The organism is Ruegeria sp. BG11 (assembly GCF_056538565.1).
Window position 1 is genome coordinate 51265 of record NZ_JBQFTH010000008.1, and the last position, 15875, is coordinate 67139.

Annotated in this window: 12 protein-coding genes; 9 read left to right on the forward strand and 3 right to left on the reverse strand. The window is 59.2% G+C overall.

Annotated features, from left to right (window positions below; genetic code table 11):
- Positions 1–43 precede the first annotated feature (43 nt).
- The 9 genes from ACR0JF_RS14020 (at position 44) to ACR0JF_RS14060 (ending at position 13004) form a co-directional block, all read left to right on the forward strand.
- Positions 44–2086, forward strand: coding sequence for a dynamin family protein (locus tag ACR0JF_RS14020; protein ID WP_170661633.1), 2043 nt, complete (start codon positions 44–46; stop codon positions 2084–2086).
- Entirely contained in the window at positions 2083–3366 is a 1284-nt protein-coding gene (locus tag ACR0JF_RS14025; RefSeq protein ID WP_170661630.1) for a dynamin family protein, read from the forward strand. The genes ACR0JF_RS14020 and ACR0JF_RS14025 overlap by 4 nt, the downstream gene beginning before the upstream one ends.
- Positions 3367–3706: 340 nt before the next feature.
- On the forward strand, positions 3707–5944 hold the full coding sequence (locus ACR0JF_RS14030) for a serine/threonine protein kinase (protein WP_170661628.1): 2238 nt from the start codon (positions 3707–3709) through the stop codon (positions 5942–5944).
- Positions 5945–6146: 202 nt separating this feature from the next.
- On the forward strand, positions 6147–7223 hold the full coding sequence (locus tag ACR0JF_RS14035) for an FHA domain-containing protein (protein WP_170661626.1): 1077 nt from the start codon (positions 6147–6149) through the stop codon (positions 7221–7223).
- 3 nt (positions 7224–7226) lie between these two features.
- Positions 7227–8012 carry a protein phosphatase 2C domain-containing protein gene (locus ACR0JF_RS14040; RefSeq protein ID WP_170661624.1) on the forward strand — a complete coding sequence of 262 codons (786 nt, stop codon included), beginning with the start codon at positions 7227–7229 and terminating at the stop codon, positions 8010–8012.
- A gap of 21 nt (positions 8013–8033) precedes the next feature.
- Positions 8034–9296: a transporter substrate-binding domain-containing protein gene (locus ACR0JF_RS14045; protein WP_170661622.1), complete on the forward strand. Its 1263-nt coding sequence runs from the start codon at positions 8034–8036 to the stop codon at positions 9294–9296.
- 45 nt (positions 9297–9341) lie between these two features.
- Complete coding sequence (locus ACR0JF_RS14050) at positions 9342–10451, forward strand: LysM peptidoglycan-binding domain-containing protein (RefSeq protein ID WP_170375715.1); 1110 nt, start codon at positions 9342–9344, stop codon at positions 10449–10451.
- Positions 10452–10491: 40 nt separating this feature from the next.
- Complete coding sequence (locus ACR0JF_RS14055; RefSeq protein ID WP_170661620.1) at positions 10492–11598, forward strand: LysM peptidoglycan-binding domain-containing protein; 1107 nt, start codon at positions 10492–10494, stop codon at positions 11596–11598.
- Positions 11599–11744: 146 nt separating this feature from the next.
- Positions 11745–13004 (forward strand): aminotransferase class V-fold PLP-dependent enzyme, encoded by a 1260-nt coding sequence (locus tag ACR0JF_RS14060; RefSeq protein WP_480669521.1) that lies wholly within the window; start codon positions 11745–11747, stop codon positions 13002–13004.
- 2 nt (positions 13005–13006) lie between these two features.
- Here ACR0JF_RS14060 and ACR0JF_RS14065 read toward each other — a convergent pair whose 3' ends face one another.
- The 3 genes from ACR0JF_RS14065 to ACR0JF_RS14075 are packed head-to-tail and all read right to left on the reverse strand — an operon-like array spanning position 13007 to position 15868.
- A complete protein-coding gene (locus tag ACR0JF_RS14065) occupies positions 13007–14002 on the reverse strand; it encodes an ABC transporter ATP-binding protein (RefSeq protein WP_170661617.1) in 996 nt (331 codons plus the stop codon).
- 1 nt (position 14003) lies between these two features.
- On the reverse strand, positions 14004–15032 hold the full coding sequence (locus ACR0JF_RS14070) for a Gfo/Idh/MocA family protein (protein ID WP_170661616.1): 1029 nt from the start codon (positions 15030–15032) through the stop codon (positions 14004–14006).
- Positions 15029–15868: a carbohydrate ABC transporter permease gene (locus ACR0JF_RS14075; protein ID WP_480669522.1), complete on the reverse strand. Its 840-nt coding sequence runs from the start codon at positions 15866–15868 to the stop codon at positions 15029–15031. Before ACR0JF_RS14075 ends, ACR0JF_RS14070 begins: the two co-directional genes overlap by 4 nt.
- Positions 15869–15875: the final 7 nt, after the last annotated feature.

The window sequence follows — 15875 nt, forward strand, 5'->3', positions numbered from 1 at the left end:
GATCAATTCAAACCAGTGTTTCTTGTTACCAGGGTAAAAAGTTATGAGTGAAACCAGTCGCCGCGAGCTTATTCGCATCGCCGAAGACATGAACGAGACAAGCAATGACGAAACCCGTCAGTTCATCTCGCGCATTGTCGGAGACCTTTCGGGGTTAAAGCCTTCGATCGCCTTTGTCGGGCAGATCAAGGCAGGAAAATCGCGTTTGATCAACGGCTTCACGGGGCAGGCCGAATACCTGCCCTCGGATGTGAACCCGTGGACGACGGTGATCACCGATATGCATTTCGGCCATCCTTCGGGCCGCACCGAAGGGGCAGAGTTCCACTTCTTCGACAATCACCAGTGGCAGGCTTTGATCGCCGAGGGTGAAGAGCTGCGCAACATGTTCCCTGATGAAGAGGACAGCTATAAGCGTGAGATGATCGAAGAGCAGGTCGAGGCGATGAAAACCCGAGCCCGTCTGCGTTTGGGCGACAGCTACGAACAGCTGTTGGGTCAGCACCACGATCTGGAAGACCTGAACCCGGACGATCTGGCCCGCTATGTCTGCGCAGGCGATGATCCGAGCGATAGCGAAACCCACGATCCCGGCTCGGATCGGGGACTTTACAGTGATATCACCCGTAAGGCCGAGGTCTATTTTGACATCGGCCATTTCCCGTTTCCACTGACCGTTACCGACACGCCGGGCGTCAACGACCCGCTGCTGATCCGCGAAGAAATCTCGCGCCAGTACCTCAAGGAATCCGATTTCTTTGTGGTGGTTCTGTCCGCGCATCAGGCCTTGTCACGTGCTGATCTGAAGCTGTTCCGCCTGATGCAGGCGTTAGAACTGGGCCAGATCGTCGTCTTCATCAACCGCGTGGATGAGCTGGGCGGCGGGGCCGAGGATGCCGGCAAGGTGCGCAGCGATGTTCTGGACGGTCTGGAGCAAGCGCTGGGGAACTCCGACATTGACGTGCTGATGGGCAGTGCCCAATGGGCACATTATGCGCTGACCGGGGATGAGACCGGCGTCAATCACGATGACGTTCTGGCCTGGCTGCGCGCCCATCCCGAGCAGATGAAGCAGTATCTGGACGGTGTGGAAGAGATCAAGCAAGGTCCCGGCCCAATCAGCCGCGAAGGCGTGCTGCGCTTTGCTGCCATGATCGCGTCAGGCCTTCCAGACTTGCGGCGGCATGTGACGCAGGCCTTGGCCGACGGACCGCGCAGCGAACAGCTGCGGATGGCGTGGCAGCATTTGAATAGCTTCGCGCAGGGCGAGTTGGAGCGGTCGCAGGCCGAGCTGCGCGCGCTGGAGTCCGAGGATGGCTCGGCCACAGTCGATCTGGATGAAAACAACAAGACGCTTGGCGAACTCAGGGCGCTCGTCGCCGAGAAGACCGAGGTGATGACGCGCGACATGGACGACGTGCTGGCCAATCTGCGCGGTGTCATGGATGACACGGTGGCCGAGGCGGTCTCGGCCGTGGTGCGTGGTCCGGATGGCAATTCACCTCTGCTGGCCAAAGGTGCTGAGACCGAGCTGAACTTTACCCCTCTGCGCGACCGGATGCGCGAGTTGATCCAGGGGGCCACGCAGGTCGTCCGCCAGCGCATGCTGAGCGAGCTTTACGCGATCGACATGCAGGCCAACGCGGCCCTGCGCGCCTTGTCCGGATGGCAGGATCCCGTCGACAACCGCATGAACACCAGCGCGGTGCGGTGGTTCCGTCCGGACACGACGGCCCTGACCCGCGGTATTACGGTGGAGTTGCGGGTGAACTGGCTGTCGCGCCTGATTTCGCGCAAAAGCGTCGTCACGCGCGCAGAGCGGATGATCGTGCAGGAATTCGAACTGATCGGGGATGATCTGATCGACACGGCGCGTGAAAACATGATGGAGCGGCTGAAAACGGTTCTGGACCACTATGTGGCGCTGTTGGGCGGCTATCTTGAACACCGGACCGGTTCGGGTGAAACTAATGCTCAGGCCGAAGCGCAGGATGCGTTCGATCGGGCCCGTCGCATCGCCGATGAACTGGAAATTGTGTTCGGCCCGGTGCGCGCGGATGAAGGACAAGCAAAGGCAGCGGAATGATCGAATTTCCCGGAACCGAACAGGACGTCAGGCAGCTTGAACGCTTTCTGAACGCAACCGAATCCCTGCCAATGGATTCGGCGCTGGAGGATATGCGCGCGAAGGCTTTGGCCCATGCCGAGCGTCTGTCCAACGCAGTCAATATCGGTTTTGCCGGGGAATTCGGCGCGGGCAAATCAAGCCTTGCCAATATGCTGGCCGGGGCAGATATCCTGCCCACCGGCCCGCAGCATCTGAAGCTGCCCCTCGTGATCGTCGCCTATGCGGACGCACCGGAAACCACCGTCGGCTGGTGGGACAAGGAGCCCAAGACTTACTCAGGGATCGTGCTTGAGAAGGCGGCCGAGGATAAGCCGGACTTCATCTCCGTCGGGTTGAACACGCCCGCGCTGCGCGAGATCTCTCTGTTCGACCTGCCCGGCTCGGGCGCGTTGGATGAAACCTACAAGCCAACGCTCGACCTGTTGCGCTTCGTAGACTGCGCCATCTGGTGTACAAATGGCACAAACGCCTGGCGCGAGACCGAGCGTCATCTTTGGGCACAGGTCCCGCAGGAATTGCGCGACAACAGTCTGCTGGCCGTAACGCATACCGATTTGCCTCACGTCCGGGATGCTCTGGACCGCGTGCTTGCCCGGTTGAACAAGGAAAAAACAGGCCTTTTCAACGCCGTGGTTCCAATCGGTACGCCTGTCGCTGTGAAAGCTATGGCGCAAGAGCCTGAACCAGATTTTGATCTGTGGGAAAACTGCGGCGGTCAGAATCTGGCCGAGAAGGTGCTCGAGGCGGCTTCCGCGCGTCGGATGCATGACCTGAACGCAGCCCGCAAAGACATTACCGAGCTGTTCCAGCCGTTTCTGGAAACTCTCGCTGGCCCCGAGCCAGAGCCGGAGACCGAAAGCCCCTCGGTTCAAGCTGCGCTCGGATCGGCCCTGCCACCGTTGAACAACCCGATCCTCGAAGACTGGCTGGCCGCGATTGCCAGCATTTATGAGGACCTGCGTGAATCCTCGGATATCGAACCGGCCGCGTTCCTGCAAAGCTGTCAGGAAATCGTCGAGGACTTTGCCGAACGTCTGGAACAGGGTGGCGAGATCGACCCCGAAGCGGACTGGATTCCCGGTGAGTTCGAAAAGGCCACCGACCTTCTACTGCTGCTGCAATTCGAAAGCGGAGATGCGCCTCTGCGTGATGCCATCAGCATTCTGGCGCAGCTGAGCGACAACCTGGCTTGGGCTGGCAGCACCGTGGCGACCGAGCAGTCCAAGACCGGAACCTGACGCGCTCCACTTGGAATTGAGCTGCACTGCGGCGATTCGAGGCCTGCCCAAAACGATTCCCTATTGTTTCGAATTCGTAGACCAACCGCGTGTTTTGGTCGGTTCAGTTTTCAAATTATATATGCGACTTTACCACATATATGATTGCAATATGGACTCAACACTATATGTTGATCTAGGGGAAATACGATCCATAGTGAAGCCATGAGGCGGCCCCAATAAAGTCAAATTTGAAACGTCTAACCGGACTTAAGTGTCCTGCGGTTGTTTTTGGTTATGAGTTCGCGGGCTGATTGCCCAGTTTTCTGTACCGCGATTTGAGAAATACGGGCGGATTGAAATGAGCCATAACCAGGCTGTCGGTGCATCGCACGACGAACCAAAAATTGAAGGTCTGCAACCCGGAGCCAAGCTCCTGCGGGGGCAGTATGAAATCCTGAGCTATCTCAGCAATGGTGGCTTTGGAATCACCTATCTGGCCCGTGACAGCCTGGAGCGGGACGTGGTGATCAAGGAATGTTTCCCTGGCGCGCTCTGTCGCCGCGATGGTGACCTGGTCGAAGCCGCTGATCCCTCCTACTCCGAAGACCTGCGCGCGATCGTGGACCTCTTTATCCAGGAAGCGCGTAACCACGCGCGGCTGGTGCATCCAAACATCGTCGATGTGCATCAGGTGTTTGAGGACAACAACACCGCCTATATCGCCATGGACCTGATCCGCGGGTGCGACCTGCTGGACTACATGGACAAGCCTGAGAACGAAAGCGGCCCTGACTTCATCGTGCAGGTGACCGAAAAGATGCTGTCTGCGGTATCGTTCATCCACCAGAGTGGCATGCTGCACCGGGACATTTCCCCTGACAACATCCTGATCGATGAGAATGGCGATCCGGTTCTGATCGACTTTGGCGCTGCGCGCGAGCAGGCCGCGAACAAGTCGGCGGCGCTGTTGACGCTGCGGGTGATCAAGGATGGCTACTCGCCCCATGAATTCTATGTGCGCGGTGCCGAGCAAGGCCCCAGCAGCGACCTCTATGTACTGGCGGCAACACTGTATCACGCGATCAGCGGTGAGCGTCCGATTGATGGTCAAAGCCGCCTGAACGCGTTCAACAACGGTCAGGAAGATCCCTATACCCCGCTGACCGGTCGATTCGAAGGCTATCCCGAGGGATTCCTGGAGGCGATCGACAAGGCGATGGAGGTTCACGCCACCGACCGTCTGCAATCGGCGCTGGACTGGTTGCGCATGTTCCGCGGGCCAGGGGTGATGTTCGATACATTCGCCTACCGTCCGGTCTCGGTCATAGTTGGTATGGACCGGGAGGACAAAGAGGCCGAAAAAGCGCGGATCAAGGCCGAAAGCGAAAATGCCGAGGCGGTTGTGACCGCTTTGTTGGCGGGCAATTCCGACATTGTCATGGGCAATGAGGACAAGGCTGAAGAGGATCTGTCCAAGCTCTCGCCCCGCGAAGAACCAGCGGTTGCTGTTGATACGGTTGTCAAAAGCGGATCGAGCGGCAATGGCAAGCTATTGGCAGGTGTGGCTGTTGTGGCCATTGCTCTGGCCGCAGGTGGTTATGTGATGATGTCCGGTGATGCGGACAAGGCCGAGACAGCGGCGGCGGTGACCCCTGCGACGGAAGCGGCGCAACCCGCAACCGCAGCGGTGGAATCCGAAACAGCGGCGGTCGAAACGGCCCAAACCGAAGAGCCTTCACAGGAACTGGAACAAGTCAGCGCTGCAGTGCAGCCTGTCGAGCAGGAGCCGGTTGAAACTGCGGAGACGGTTGCCACAGAAGCAACCCCCGCAGAAACGGTGACCGAAGAAGCAACGCCTGAAGAAACCGCAGCTGCTGCGCCCGAAGAAACAGCAGTCGCGAACGAAGAAACCGCAGCCGCACCCGAAGCAACGGCAGCCGCGCCCGAAGTGACCGCGCCTGAGGTCGAGGCTCCGGCAGCTCCGGTCAATCTGGCCGAGGCCCAGGTGGCGTTCTCGCATTGGGATGTTGAGATTCCGTTTGATACGTCCCGCCGTCGCGCCTCGACCGGCAATATGTTCTCGATCACGGGCGTGGATGCCAATCAGGATATGTCGGTGATCGGCGATTGGGTTCAGCGCGGAGCCACCATCTTTACCTTGAACGGCAAGCCGGTGCGCGACGATGCGTCCTTTGCGGCTCAGGTGCTTGAGAACCTGCAGGTGGATCCCGACGGGTATCTGCGCGTGGCTGCGCGCTACCGTCCTCTGGGGGAGACGCGGGCGCAGAACGGATTGCTGGCGCTGCCTGCATTCCGCACGATTGGTTTGGAAAACGGCTACGGCTTTAGCGTCAACGGCAATGGGGTCGGTGGCTGGCAGACAGTTGTGACAGAGGTGCCCGAGGGCGCGTCGGGCAGCTTGCAAACAGGGGATGTGCTGGTAAGCGAGGCCGAAACAGGGCTTGCATTCGAAGGGCCGGAAAGCCTCGATGCGGTGTTGGCGCAACTGGTCTCAGACGAACAGCCTCAGGCGCAGTTTGCGGTATCGCGCAACGATGCAGATGCCAACGCAACCATGCCCCTTGCGCAGGAGTGATCAGACCGGTTCGAACGTAGTCTGCCAGCGTGTGTTTGCTGAGGGTGGCCCCGAAAGACAGTCACCCTGACGGGATCCGGCCCGGCGCAGAAAGGTAGAAAGTTTCCTGGTTTCAAGATTGAAGACCGCAGCGCGGACAGTCGCGGTGCGGGTATCGAAACGGCACAGAATTGCGTGCCAACAAGTTGAAGGTGTCGACACCATGTTCAAATACAAAAGCCCTCTCAGCCGGCTTCTAGAAGGTGCCGGCAAAGCCAAAGAAGAAGAAACGACTGAGGCAGCAGCCCCGACCGAGGAAAAGCCCGAACCGATTGCGGATTTTAACGCGCTGCGCGCGGCGCTGGGCGGCGGCAATCTGGCCTCTGAGGCGTATGAAGAAACTTATGACGAAGAGGATGAGCTGACCGCCGAAGGCGAGATGCCTGAGTTTTCGGATGCCGAAGACGTGGCCGAGGACACCGAGGAAGAGACGTCGATCTTCGCAGAAGAGGCTCCGATGACCGAAGAGCTGGCCGAGGAAGTAGCGATTGACGAGCCGGAAGCCGATGAGCAGATCGTGACCCTACATCTGTCCGAAGACGAGCGGGTCGAAGCGCCGGTTCAGGATGAGGTCGAAGTGGCAGAGCCCGAAGCGATCGAACCGGTCGCGGTCGAGCCTACTCTGGAAGCAACCCCCGCTCAGGTCGAGCCTGAGACCGAAGTTCAGGAACCGGTGGCGGAAGCCGCCGAACCGCAGCCTGAACCGCAGCCCGAACCCGAAGTGCAGGCCGCAGCGGTTGCGCCAACACCGGCTCCAGCGCCGACTCCGGCCCCAGCCGAGGACCGCCGTTCGCGTGTGAAGACCACTTTCCTGGGTTTTGAACGCGCAGATACCCACGTTCAGGACCTGATCGAAACCGCCGAGCCGGTGGCCAAGACTGAAGCCGCGCAAGAGACCTTCCCGGTGGGTTGGCTGGTTGTCACCCAAGGCCCCGGCCGTGGGTCCAGCATCACCCTAACCGAAGGTCTGATGCAGATCGGACGCAATGATGATCAGGCCATCCAGCTGGATTTCGGCGACACTGGCATCTCGCGCAGCAACCACGCCGTGATTGCTTATGACCCAGAAGATCGCAAATGCTATCTGGGCCACGGCGGCAAGGCCAATCTGGTGCGCCTAAATGGCAAGCCGGTTCTCAGCACAGTGGCGCTGTCCAATGGCGACCTGATCCGCATCAGCGAAACCTCGATCCGTTTCATGGCCTTCTGTGACGAAGGTTTTGATTGGCGGGATTCCTGATAGATGCTCGCGACTCCGGCATATGACGTTGCGCTGATCCTGAACCAGGGTCAGCGGGACACGCAGGAGGATGCTATCGCTGCGCGTATGTTCGACGCGGCGGATGCAGGCTATGTGGTGATTGCCGACGGTATGGGCGGGCATGAGGCCGGTGAGGTCGCCTCAAGCCTTGTCGTCGCCGCTTGGCGCGAGGCGCTGGACGCCGAGCTGGAAAGCGACACCCTGTCGGAACGCGCGGCGATAGATGCATTGCCATTGGCGGCTATGCAGGCCAACGCATTGATTTCGAACCGCAATGAAGAACAGGGCGAAGGCTGCAACATGGGGTCCACCTTGCTGGGCACCTTGCTGTTGGGGCAGCGTCTGTTCTGGATTTCGATTGGCGACAGCCCACTCTACCTGTTTCGGGACGGCGCGCTGATGCAGATCAACGAAGACCACTCGATGGCGCCAATGATCGACGCGCAGGTTGCCGACGGTACGCTGACCGAAGCGCAGGCGCGGTCTCATCCGGACCGCAATCAGCTGACCTCGGTCATCATGGGGGGTGCAATTCCAAAAGTGGATTGCCCGGAAGATCCGCTGGCAGTGACGTCTGCGGATATCCTCATCCTCGGCAGTGACGGCCTGCAAACCCTGACCGATGACGAGCTGCAGGTGGTCGTAGGTAGCCATTCTCAGGCATTGGCGCAAGAAATCGCGGAAGCGCTGCAGCAGGCGGTGCTGGCGAAGAACAACCCTGATCAAGACAACCTCTCAATCGCAGTCGTGAAACTTGCGAAACAATAATAAGGCAAAGCAACGGGACCCATGAAAAACACATTGATCATATCGAGCCTGGCCCTGGCGGCGGCTACAGGTGCAGCATCGGCGCAAGAGGCGTGCTCGAGCTACGAGATTCAGCGCGGCGACAGTCTGAGAGAGCTGGCGATTCAGGTCTATGCGACGGAAGATTTCCGCATCATTTTTGACGCCAACCGCGATGTGATTGGATCCAATCCGAACATCATTCGGGTCGGTGACGTGCTGGAAATGCCTTGCCTTGAAGATATCGGTCGCACTCCGGTTCTGGCTGACACCGAGGCCGAACGTCTGGCCGCCGAAATGGCTGCCGAGCTGGTCAAAGCTGCCGAAGAGCGTGCAGAACAGGCAATCGCCGAGGCCGAAGCCCGTGTGGCCGCCGCCGAAGCCGAGGTCAAGCAGGTTAGTGAACAGGCCGTGGTTGAAGCAAAGGCCGCCGCGCGTGAGGAAATCGAGGCCGCACGCGCCGAAGGCGCCGCCCTGATCCGCGACGCCGGTACGGGCGAACGCCCCGAAGTGCGTGACCGTCAGGTGCTATTGATCACCGGCGGTGACTATCAGCCCTTCACGGACGAAGCACTGCCGCACCGTGGCCTCTATACACATCTGGTGGAAACCGCGATGCTGCGCGCCGCGCCCGAGCAGGCCTACAAGATTCAGTTCGTCAACGACTGGAATTCGCATCTGGATCTGCTGATGCCGACACTTGCGTTCGATGGCACGTTCCCCTGGTCGCGTCCGAATTGCGAAGAACCTGCGGCGCTGTCCGAAAACGACCGCAACCGCTGTGAGACCTACAACTTCTCGAACCCGTTCTACGAAGTGGTCGACACGTTCTTCGCCCGCGAAGGCACAAGCTATGTCGAAGCGCTCAGCTACGCTGATTTCGCCGGCACGACGATCTGCCGCCCCGAAGGTTGGTCGCTGTCACATATGGATGCGGTCAGTCTGTACGAGCCGATCATCACCTTGCTGCGCCCGGAATCGCCGGACGAGTGCTTTGAAGCCGTGATGACGGGCGAGGCCGACATTGTCGCAATCGAAGCGCACCTTGCCGACGGAGCCATCGGTCGTCTTGGCTACGAACACCGCATTGTCGAGAACCCGAATTTGGCGGCGATCAAGTCGCTGAATGTCATGACGCACAAGGACAACCCGGACGGAGAAGCGATTCTGGAAACGCTCAACAAGGGTCTGGCGATCATGCAGCAATCCGGCGAATGGCGAGACATCGTCTCATCCGCTCTTCGCTATCAAATGGAAAACGGCTGAAAAAACTGAAAAGCCATCTCAAATTTTATCTGGAGAAAACACCGAATGCCCAACTTCACGCTCCATAATGTTGCGTTGACAACCGCTGCCGTATTGACGGTCAGTGCCGGAGCCGCTGCCGCCCAACAAGCCTGTACGAATTATACCGTACAGGACGGCGATACCATGGCGTCCATCGCTTTGACCGCGTATGGCACGTCCAACTACCAGCCCATCTTCAACGCGAACCGCGATGCGATTAGCAACCCCAACGCGCTCGATCCCGGGCTGTCTCTGGTCCTGCCTTGTGAGGACGGCAACCTGCCAAACGGTCAGAGCGCCAGCGACATCATCGCGGCACAGCAGGAACGTTTTGCAAATTCTGCGCAGAGCAGTGCGTTCAAACGGCCGATTAAGCTGGTGACCGGCAATGGCTGGGCTCCGTTCGCGGATGAAACCTTGAACGGTGGCGGGTTCATCACCCGTCTGGGCACCACAACGCTGCAGCGTGGTGGCAATAATGAGCAATTCTCGATCAGTTTCGTGGATGACTGGAACTCGCATATCGAAACCCTACTGCCGCTGGGTGCCTTCGATGTGTCGATGGCCTGGAACATCCCCGACTGCACCAACCGCAGCTATGAATGGTCATGGGAGACCGAGGTTCGCTGCACCCAGTTCCACGCTTCGGCGCCGGTCTACGACATCGTGTTCGGCTTCTACAGCGTGCCCGAGGGTAAATACGCCGGAGCCACCAGCTTTGACGACCTGCACGGCGCCACGATCTGCCGTATGGAAGGCTGGCCTCTGCACGATCTGGAGCAAGAAGGTTTGCTGCGCGACGATACCATGACGGTTGTGCAGCCCGCCACCGCACGGGAATGTTTGGATGCGGTCATCACCGGAACGGCTGACATCGCAACGTTCGAATTGCAGCTGTTCGCAGACGCCATGAGCGAAATGGGCCTGAATGCCAACGACCTGGTCGAGAACCCCTATGTCTCGACGCTGTCGTCCCTTCGCTTCATCACTCACCGGTCCAATCCTCAGGGTCAAAGATACCTTGCCCTGATGAACAAGGGCCTCAACGAAATGCGTGAAACCGGGGAATGGTACGCCATCATCTCGGATAGCCTGAATGAGCATAACGAAAGACTGCTAGACGCAATCAACTGAAACCTCATCTCCACATTCCAACTTATGGGAGGAATAAAAAATGCTAAGAGATAAACTCAATACCAAAGTGATGACGGCAACCGCCGTCCTCACACTTTCCGCAGGTGCTGCCGCAGCGCAGGAAGCCTGTTCAAACTACACCGTGCAGGACGGCGACACGATGGCAACCATCGCCATCGCAGCCTATGGCACATCGAACTATCAGCCGATCTTCAACGCGAACCGCAACGAGATCACAAACCCCAATTCGCTAGAGCCCGGTCTGGTCCTGGCTCTGCCGTGTGAGGATGGAAGCCTGCCCAACGGTCAATCGGCGCAGGAAATCATCGCGGCGGAAGAACAGCGTGCGGCCAGCGTGAAACGGTCGAACGTCTATGCACCGCCGATCAAACTGGTTGCGGGCAACGGCTGGGAGCCGTTCACAACGGAATCCCTGAGCGGTGGCGGCATCATGACCCGTCTGGCGACAACCAGCCTGCAGCGTGCCGGCAACAGCCGCGACTTCTCGGTCAGCTTCGTGGATGACTGGTCTTCGCACTTGGACACTCTCCTGCCGCTGGGCGCATTCGACATCTCGATCGCCTGGACGCTGCCCGACTGTACAAACCGTTCCTATGAGTGGTCTGAGGCAACCGAAGCCCGCTGCACGCAGTTCGTGGCGTCTGTTCCGATCTACGACGTTGTTGGTGGCTTCTTCACGCTGCCCGAAAGCGAATACGCCGCCGCAACAGAGTTTTCGGATCTCGAAGGCGCAACTCTTTGCCGTATGGCGGGTTGGAGCATGGTTGTTCTGGAAGAAGTTGGCCTGAACGGCAAAAATCTGAACCTGATTCATCCCAACTCAGCGCGTGAATGCCTGGATGCCGTTCTCACCGGCACAGCAGACGTTGCTGCATTCGAGGTTGAGCTGTTTGCCTCAACCATGAATGACATGGGTTTGACATCGGACGATATCGTCGAGAACCCCTATGTTTCGACTCTCTCGTCGATGAGCTTCATGGCCCACCGTTCGAACCCGTTTGCCCGCGAATACATCGCGATGATGAACAAAGGTCTGAACGAGATGCGCCAGTCCGGCGAGTGGTACGCCATCATCTCGGACACGCTGCGCGAGCAGAACGAAAAGCTGAACGCCGGTTCGAACTGATCCCTCGGTTCAACTGACGCAGAAGGGCCGGTTGTTTCAACCGGCCCTTTTTCTTGTCATGAAGACAAAACCGGTGTTTGAATTCGATCTGTTCGGCACGCCTGTGCAAGCGGTCCGAACGCATCGACTTTCCACAGGACTGACTCATGATCCAAGACAACCCCGCGCTTATTGATGCTATTCGCGACAGGTTCACCCATGTTGACACGTGCCCGTTTCAGGGTGAACGCATTTTCTTTGAGAATGCAGGCGGCGCCCTGACGCTGAAATCGGTGGCAGAGACCTCGGCTTTCTATGCGGCGATCCCGGACAATCCGGGCCGTATCAACCCTGCGGGGCAGGGCACGCAGAATGTTATCAACAAGGCCAAACAGGATCTGGGAGTGTTCATGAACGCCTCAGGCGGCCAGTTCTTTGCCGGCGAAAGCGGCACCGAGCTGTTGTTCCGCTTGATCCGTACCGCGTGTTTGGCCGCACCCAAGGGGGCCAAAGTGATCGGGTCCTCCATCGAACACCCGGCCACCCGCAGCGCAGCGCGCCGCTGGGCCGAGATTGCGGGGCTCGACTATGTGAACGTGCCCCATGACAACGACACCGGTCTGGTCACGGCTGAGGACTACACCGCATTTATGACCCCGGATGTGGCGGTGGCGACGATCCTGCATGCCTCACCTGTGACAGGCATGGGCATGGATGTGGCCGCGATCTCGTCCGCGATCCGGGCGGTTGCACCCGATTGCATGATCATCGTCGACGGCATCCAGCACGCGGCCCATGGGCAGCTCGATCTGGATGCGTACAACGTCGATGGCTATGCGATCTCACCTTACAAAGTGTTCTCACGCCACGGATACGGGATTGCGTGGATCTCTGACCGGCTGACCCATACGCCGCACGACATGCTGATCGACGCACCCGCGACAGGGTGGGAGTTCGGCACCCGCGACACAGGTTCCTATGCGACGGTGTCGGATGTGGTGTCCTATTTCGACTGGCTGGGTGGGGAAGTATCGGAAGAGACCGACCCGCGCGCGCGGATCGAGGCTGCGGGTCGTGCTATTCACACCTATGAAACCCATCTGACCAACACCGCAATCAACGGCACCGGAAACCTGCCAGGTTTGCGCGATATGGATCACGTCACCATTCTGGCCGGGGCCGACAACCCGGCGCGAGAGGGGCTAGTATCGATTGTGGTCAAAGGCAAGGCATCCGAAGATGTGGTCGAGACGCTGAATCATCAGGGCATCCGAACCCATACGCGCAAGGCCGACCATTACTCGGGCAATGTGCTGGGGCCATTGGGGCTATCGGACTGCATCCGCATTTCCTTCTGTCACTACAATACGGAACAGGAAATCGCACGCCTCTTGGCCGCCGTCAAAGAGCTTGGGGAAGACGCGTAGCGCTAAAGTCTCTGCCCGTCCTCGCCAAAGGTGAGGACGTTTGCCTGATCGAACGCGATCCCTGTCTGCGCACCCGGTTCAACCCTGTGTTGGCCGAAGGCGCGGATGGTGAAGGGTTTTCCGGTTCCGATATCGACCATGATATTCGTATCGGCGCCCAGGTTTTCCACATGCACCACGGTGCCGGATAGAGCTCCGCTCTCGGAATGAGTGGCGTATTCAGGGCGGATGCCGAAATAGGTGCCCTTTGGGCCGCCGATCATATCCGCCGGGACAAAGTTCATGGCGGGGGAGCCGATAAACTCGGCCACAAAGCGGTTGGCGGGGTTGTTGTAGAGGTCCATCGGGCTGCCGATCTGTTCCACGCGCCCGTCGCGCAGAACCACGATTTTGTCGGCGAGTGTCATCGCCTCAGTCTGATCGTGGGTCACGTAGATCATGCTGGCGTCAATCTGGCGGTGCAGATTGGCGATCTCGACCCGTGTATTCAGGCGCAGGGCGGCGTCCAGATTGGACAGCGGCTCATCAAACAGGAACAGTTTCGGGTTGCGCACAATCGCGCGCCCGATGGCGACGCGTTGCCGCTGGCCGCCTGACAGTTCGGCAGGGCGACGCTCCAGATAGTCCTCAAGCGACAGCATCCGGCTGGCCTCGGAAATGCGGCGCGAGATTTCATCCTTCGGGTGCCCGGCCTGTTTCAGCCCAAGCGCCATATTTCCACGCACCGTGAGATGCGGGTAGAGCGCGTAGGACTGGAACACCATCGCAAGCCCCCGTTTCGCCGGGGGCACTGTGTTGACCTGTTCGCCGTCGATTTCAACCGTGCCCGAGGTCGCATCCTCCAACCCCGCAATCACGCGCAACAAGGTCGATTTTCCGCAGCCCGAGGGGCCGACGAAGACCACGAATTCGTTCTCCTCGACGGTCAGGTCGATGTTCTTCAGCACCTCAACCGGCCCGAAGGATTTACACACTTTGCTCAGCTTCAGGGCGGTCACGTCACGCCTCCTTCAGGTCAACCGGCTGTCCGGTTCGAATGCTTTCATCGGCCGCCAGGCAGATCCGCAGGGATTGCACCGCATCGCTCATGTGGCGGGTCAGGTCGATATCCTCGGCGATGGCGCGCAGCATGTAGGCTTGCTCTGCATCGCACAGCTCCTGATGGCCCGGTTCGCCGTCCATTTCGATCAGACTGTCCCCATCCGGGCGATGCACCAGAATGCCGCCCACTTTGGTGTGCCCGTCCACGTCGTCCGAAGCGCCCTTATTGCCTTCGGTGATCGAAACGGCCCCATTGGGTGAGACGATGTCTTTCACGAAGAATGCGGTTTCGGACATCATTGGGCCCCATCCGGCCTCGTACCAGCCGACTGATCCGTCCTCGAAGACCACCTGGAACTGTCCGTAATTGTACATATCCGGTGCGATCTCGTCTGACAGACGCAGGCCCATGCCATTGACCCGAACGGGCAGGGCGTCGGTGATCTGGCACATCACATCCACGTAGTGCACGCCACAATCGACGATGGGCGAGGTGGTCTGCATCAGCGCCTTATGCGTCTCCCAAGTCGGGCCGGTGGATTGCTGGTTCAGGTTCAGCCGGAACACGTAGGGGCCGCCCAGATCGCGCGCCTCAGAGATCAAACGCATCCATGAGGGGTGGTGGCGCAGGATATAGCCGATCACCAGCTTGCGCCCCGTCTCGACCGCTTTGGCGACAACACGGCGCGCATCCTCGACCGTGGTGGCCAGAGGTTTTTCAACAAACACATGCGCGCCCGCCTCCATCGCAGCGCAGGCATAGTCGGCGTGGCTGTCGGAATAGGTCGCGATGACCACCAGATCAGGTGCGGTCTCTGCCAGAGCGGTGTGGAAGTCCGAGAAGGCGGGATAGCCCCGCAACTCCCGGTGATCGACCCGGCCAGAGCGATTGACCACCCCAACAATCTGCGCGTCGGGATGATGGTGATGCGCCAGCGCGTGGCTGAGGCCCATATTGCCCAGACCTGCGATAAGGACTCGGATCATTTGACCGCCCCCGAGGTGATGCCGCGGATCAATTGCCGCGAGAAGATGACATAGAGAACCATGACCGGCAGGATCGCCATGCTCAGCGCGGACAGAACTGCGTTCCAGTCGGTGACGAACTGCCCGATGAAGACCTGACTGCCCAGCGTGAGCGTCTTGGTTTCCTCGGCCGGGGCCAGGATCAGTGGGAACCACAGATCGTTCCAGATCGGGATCATGTTGAACACTGCCACCGTCGCCATGGCCGGGCGCACAAGCGGCAGAACCAGGCGGAAGAAGATTGTGTATTCGCTGAGGCCATCAATGCGGCCCGCGTTTTTCAGATCGTCGCTGATCTGCCGCATGAACTCGGACAAGATAAAGACGGCCAGTGGCAGGCCCTGCGCGGTGTAAACAAGGATCAGGGCCATCAGCGTATTCACCAACCCGGTTGCGACCATCATCTCGAGGATGGCGACCGTGCCGATGCGGATCGGGATCATGATGCCCAAGGCCAGATAGAGGCCCATCAGGGTATTACCGCGAAAGCGGTACTCGCTTAGCGCAAAGGCCGCCATCGCGCCGAACAGCAGGATGAAGAACAGCGACACCACCGTGACGATCATCGAGTTCTGGAAGTAGAGGAAGAAATCCCCCTGTTTCATCACTGTCTGATAGCCGATCATTGAGAATGTCTCGGCATCCGGCAGGGCTAGCGGCTCACGGAAGATCGCTTTGCGGGACTTGAAGCTGTTAATCACGATCACAAAGACCGGGAACAGCGCGATCAGGGTGTACAGGATCAGCGCGCCATGCATGGCGGCGATATTTAACGGGTTTCTACGGGCTTTGTTCATCCTACCA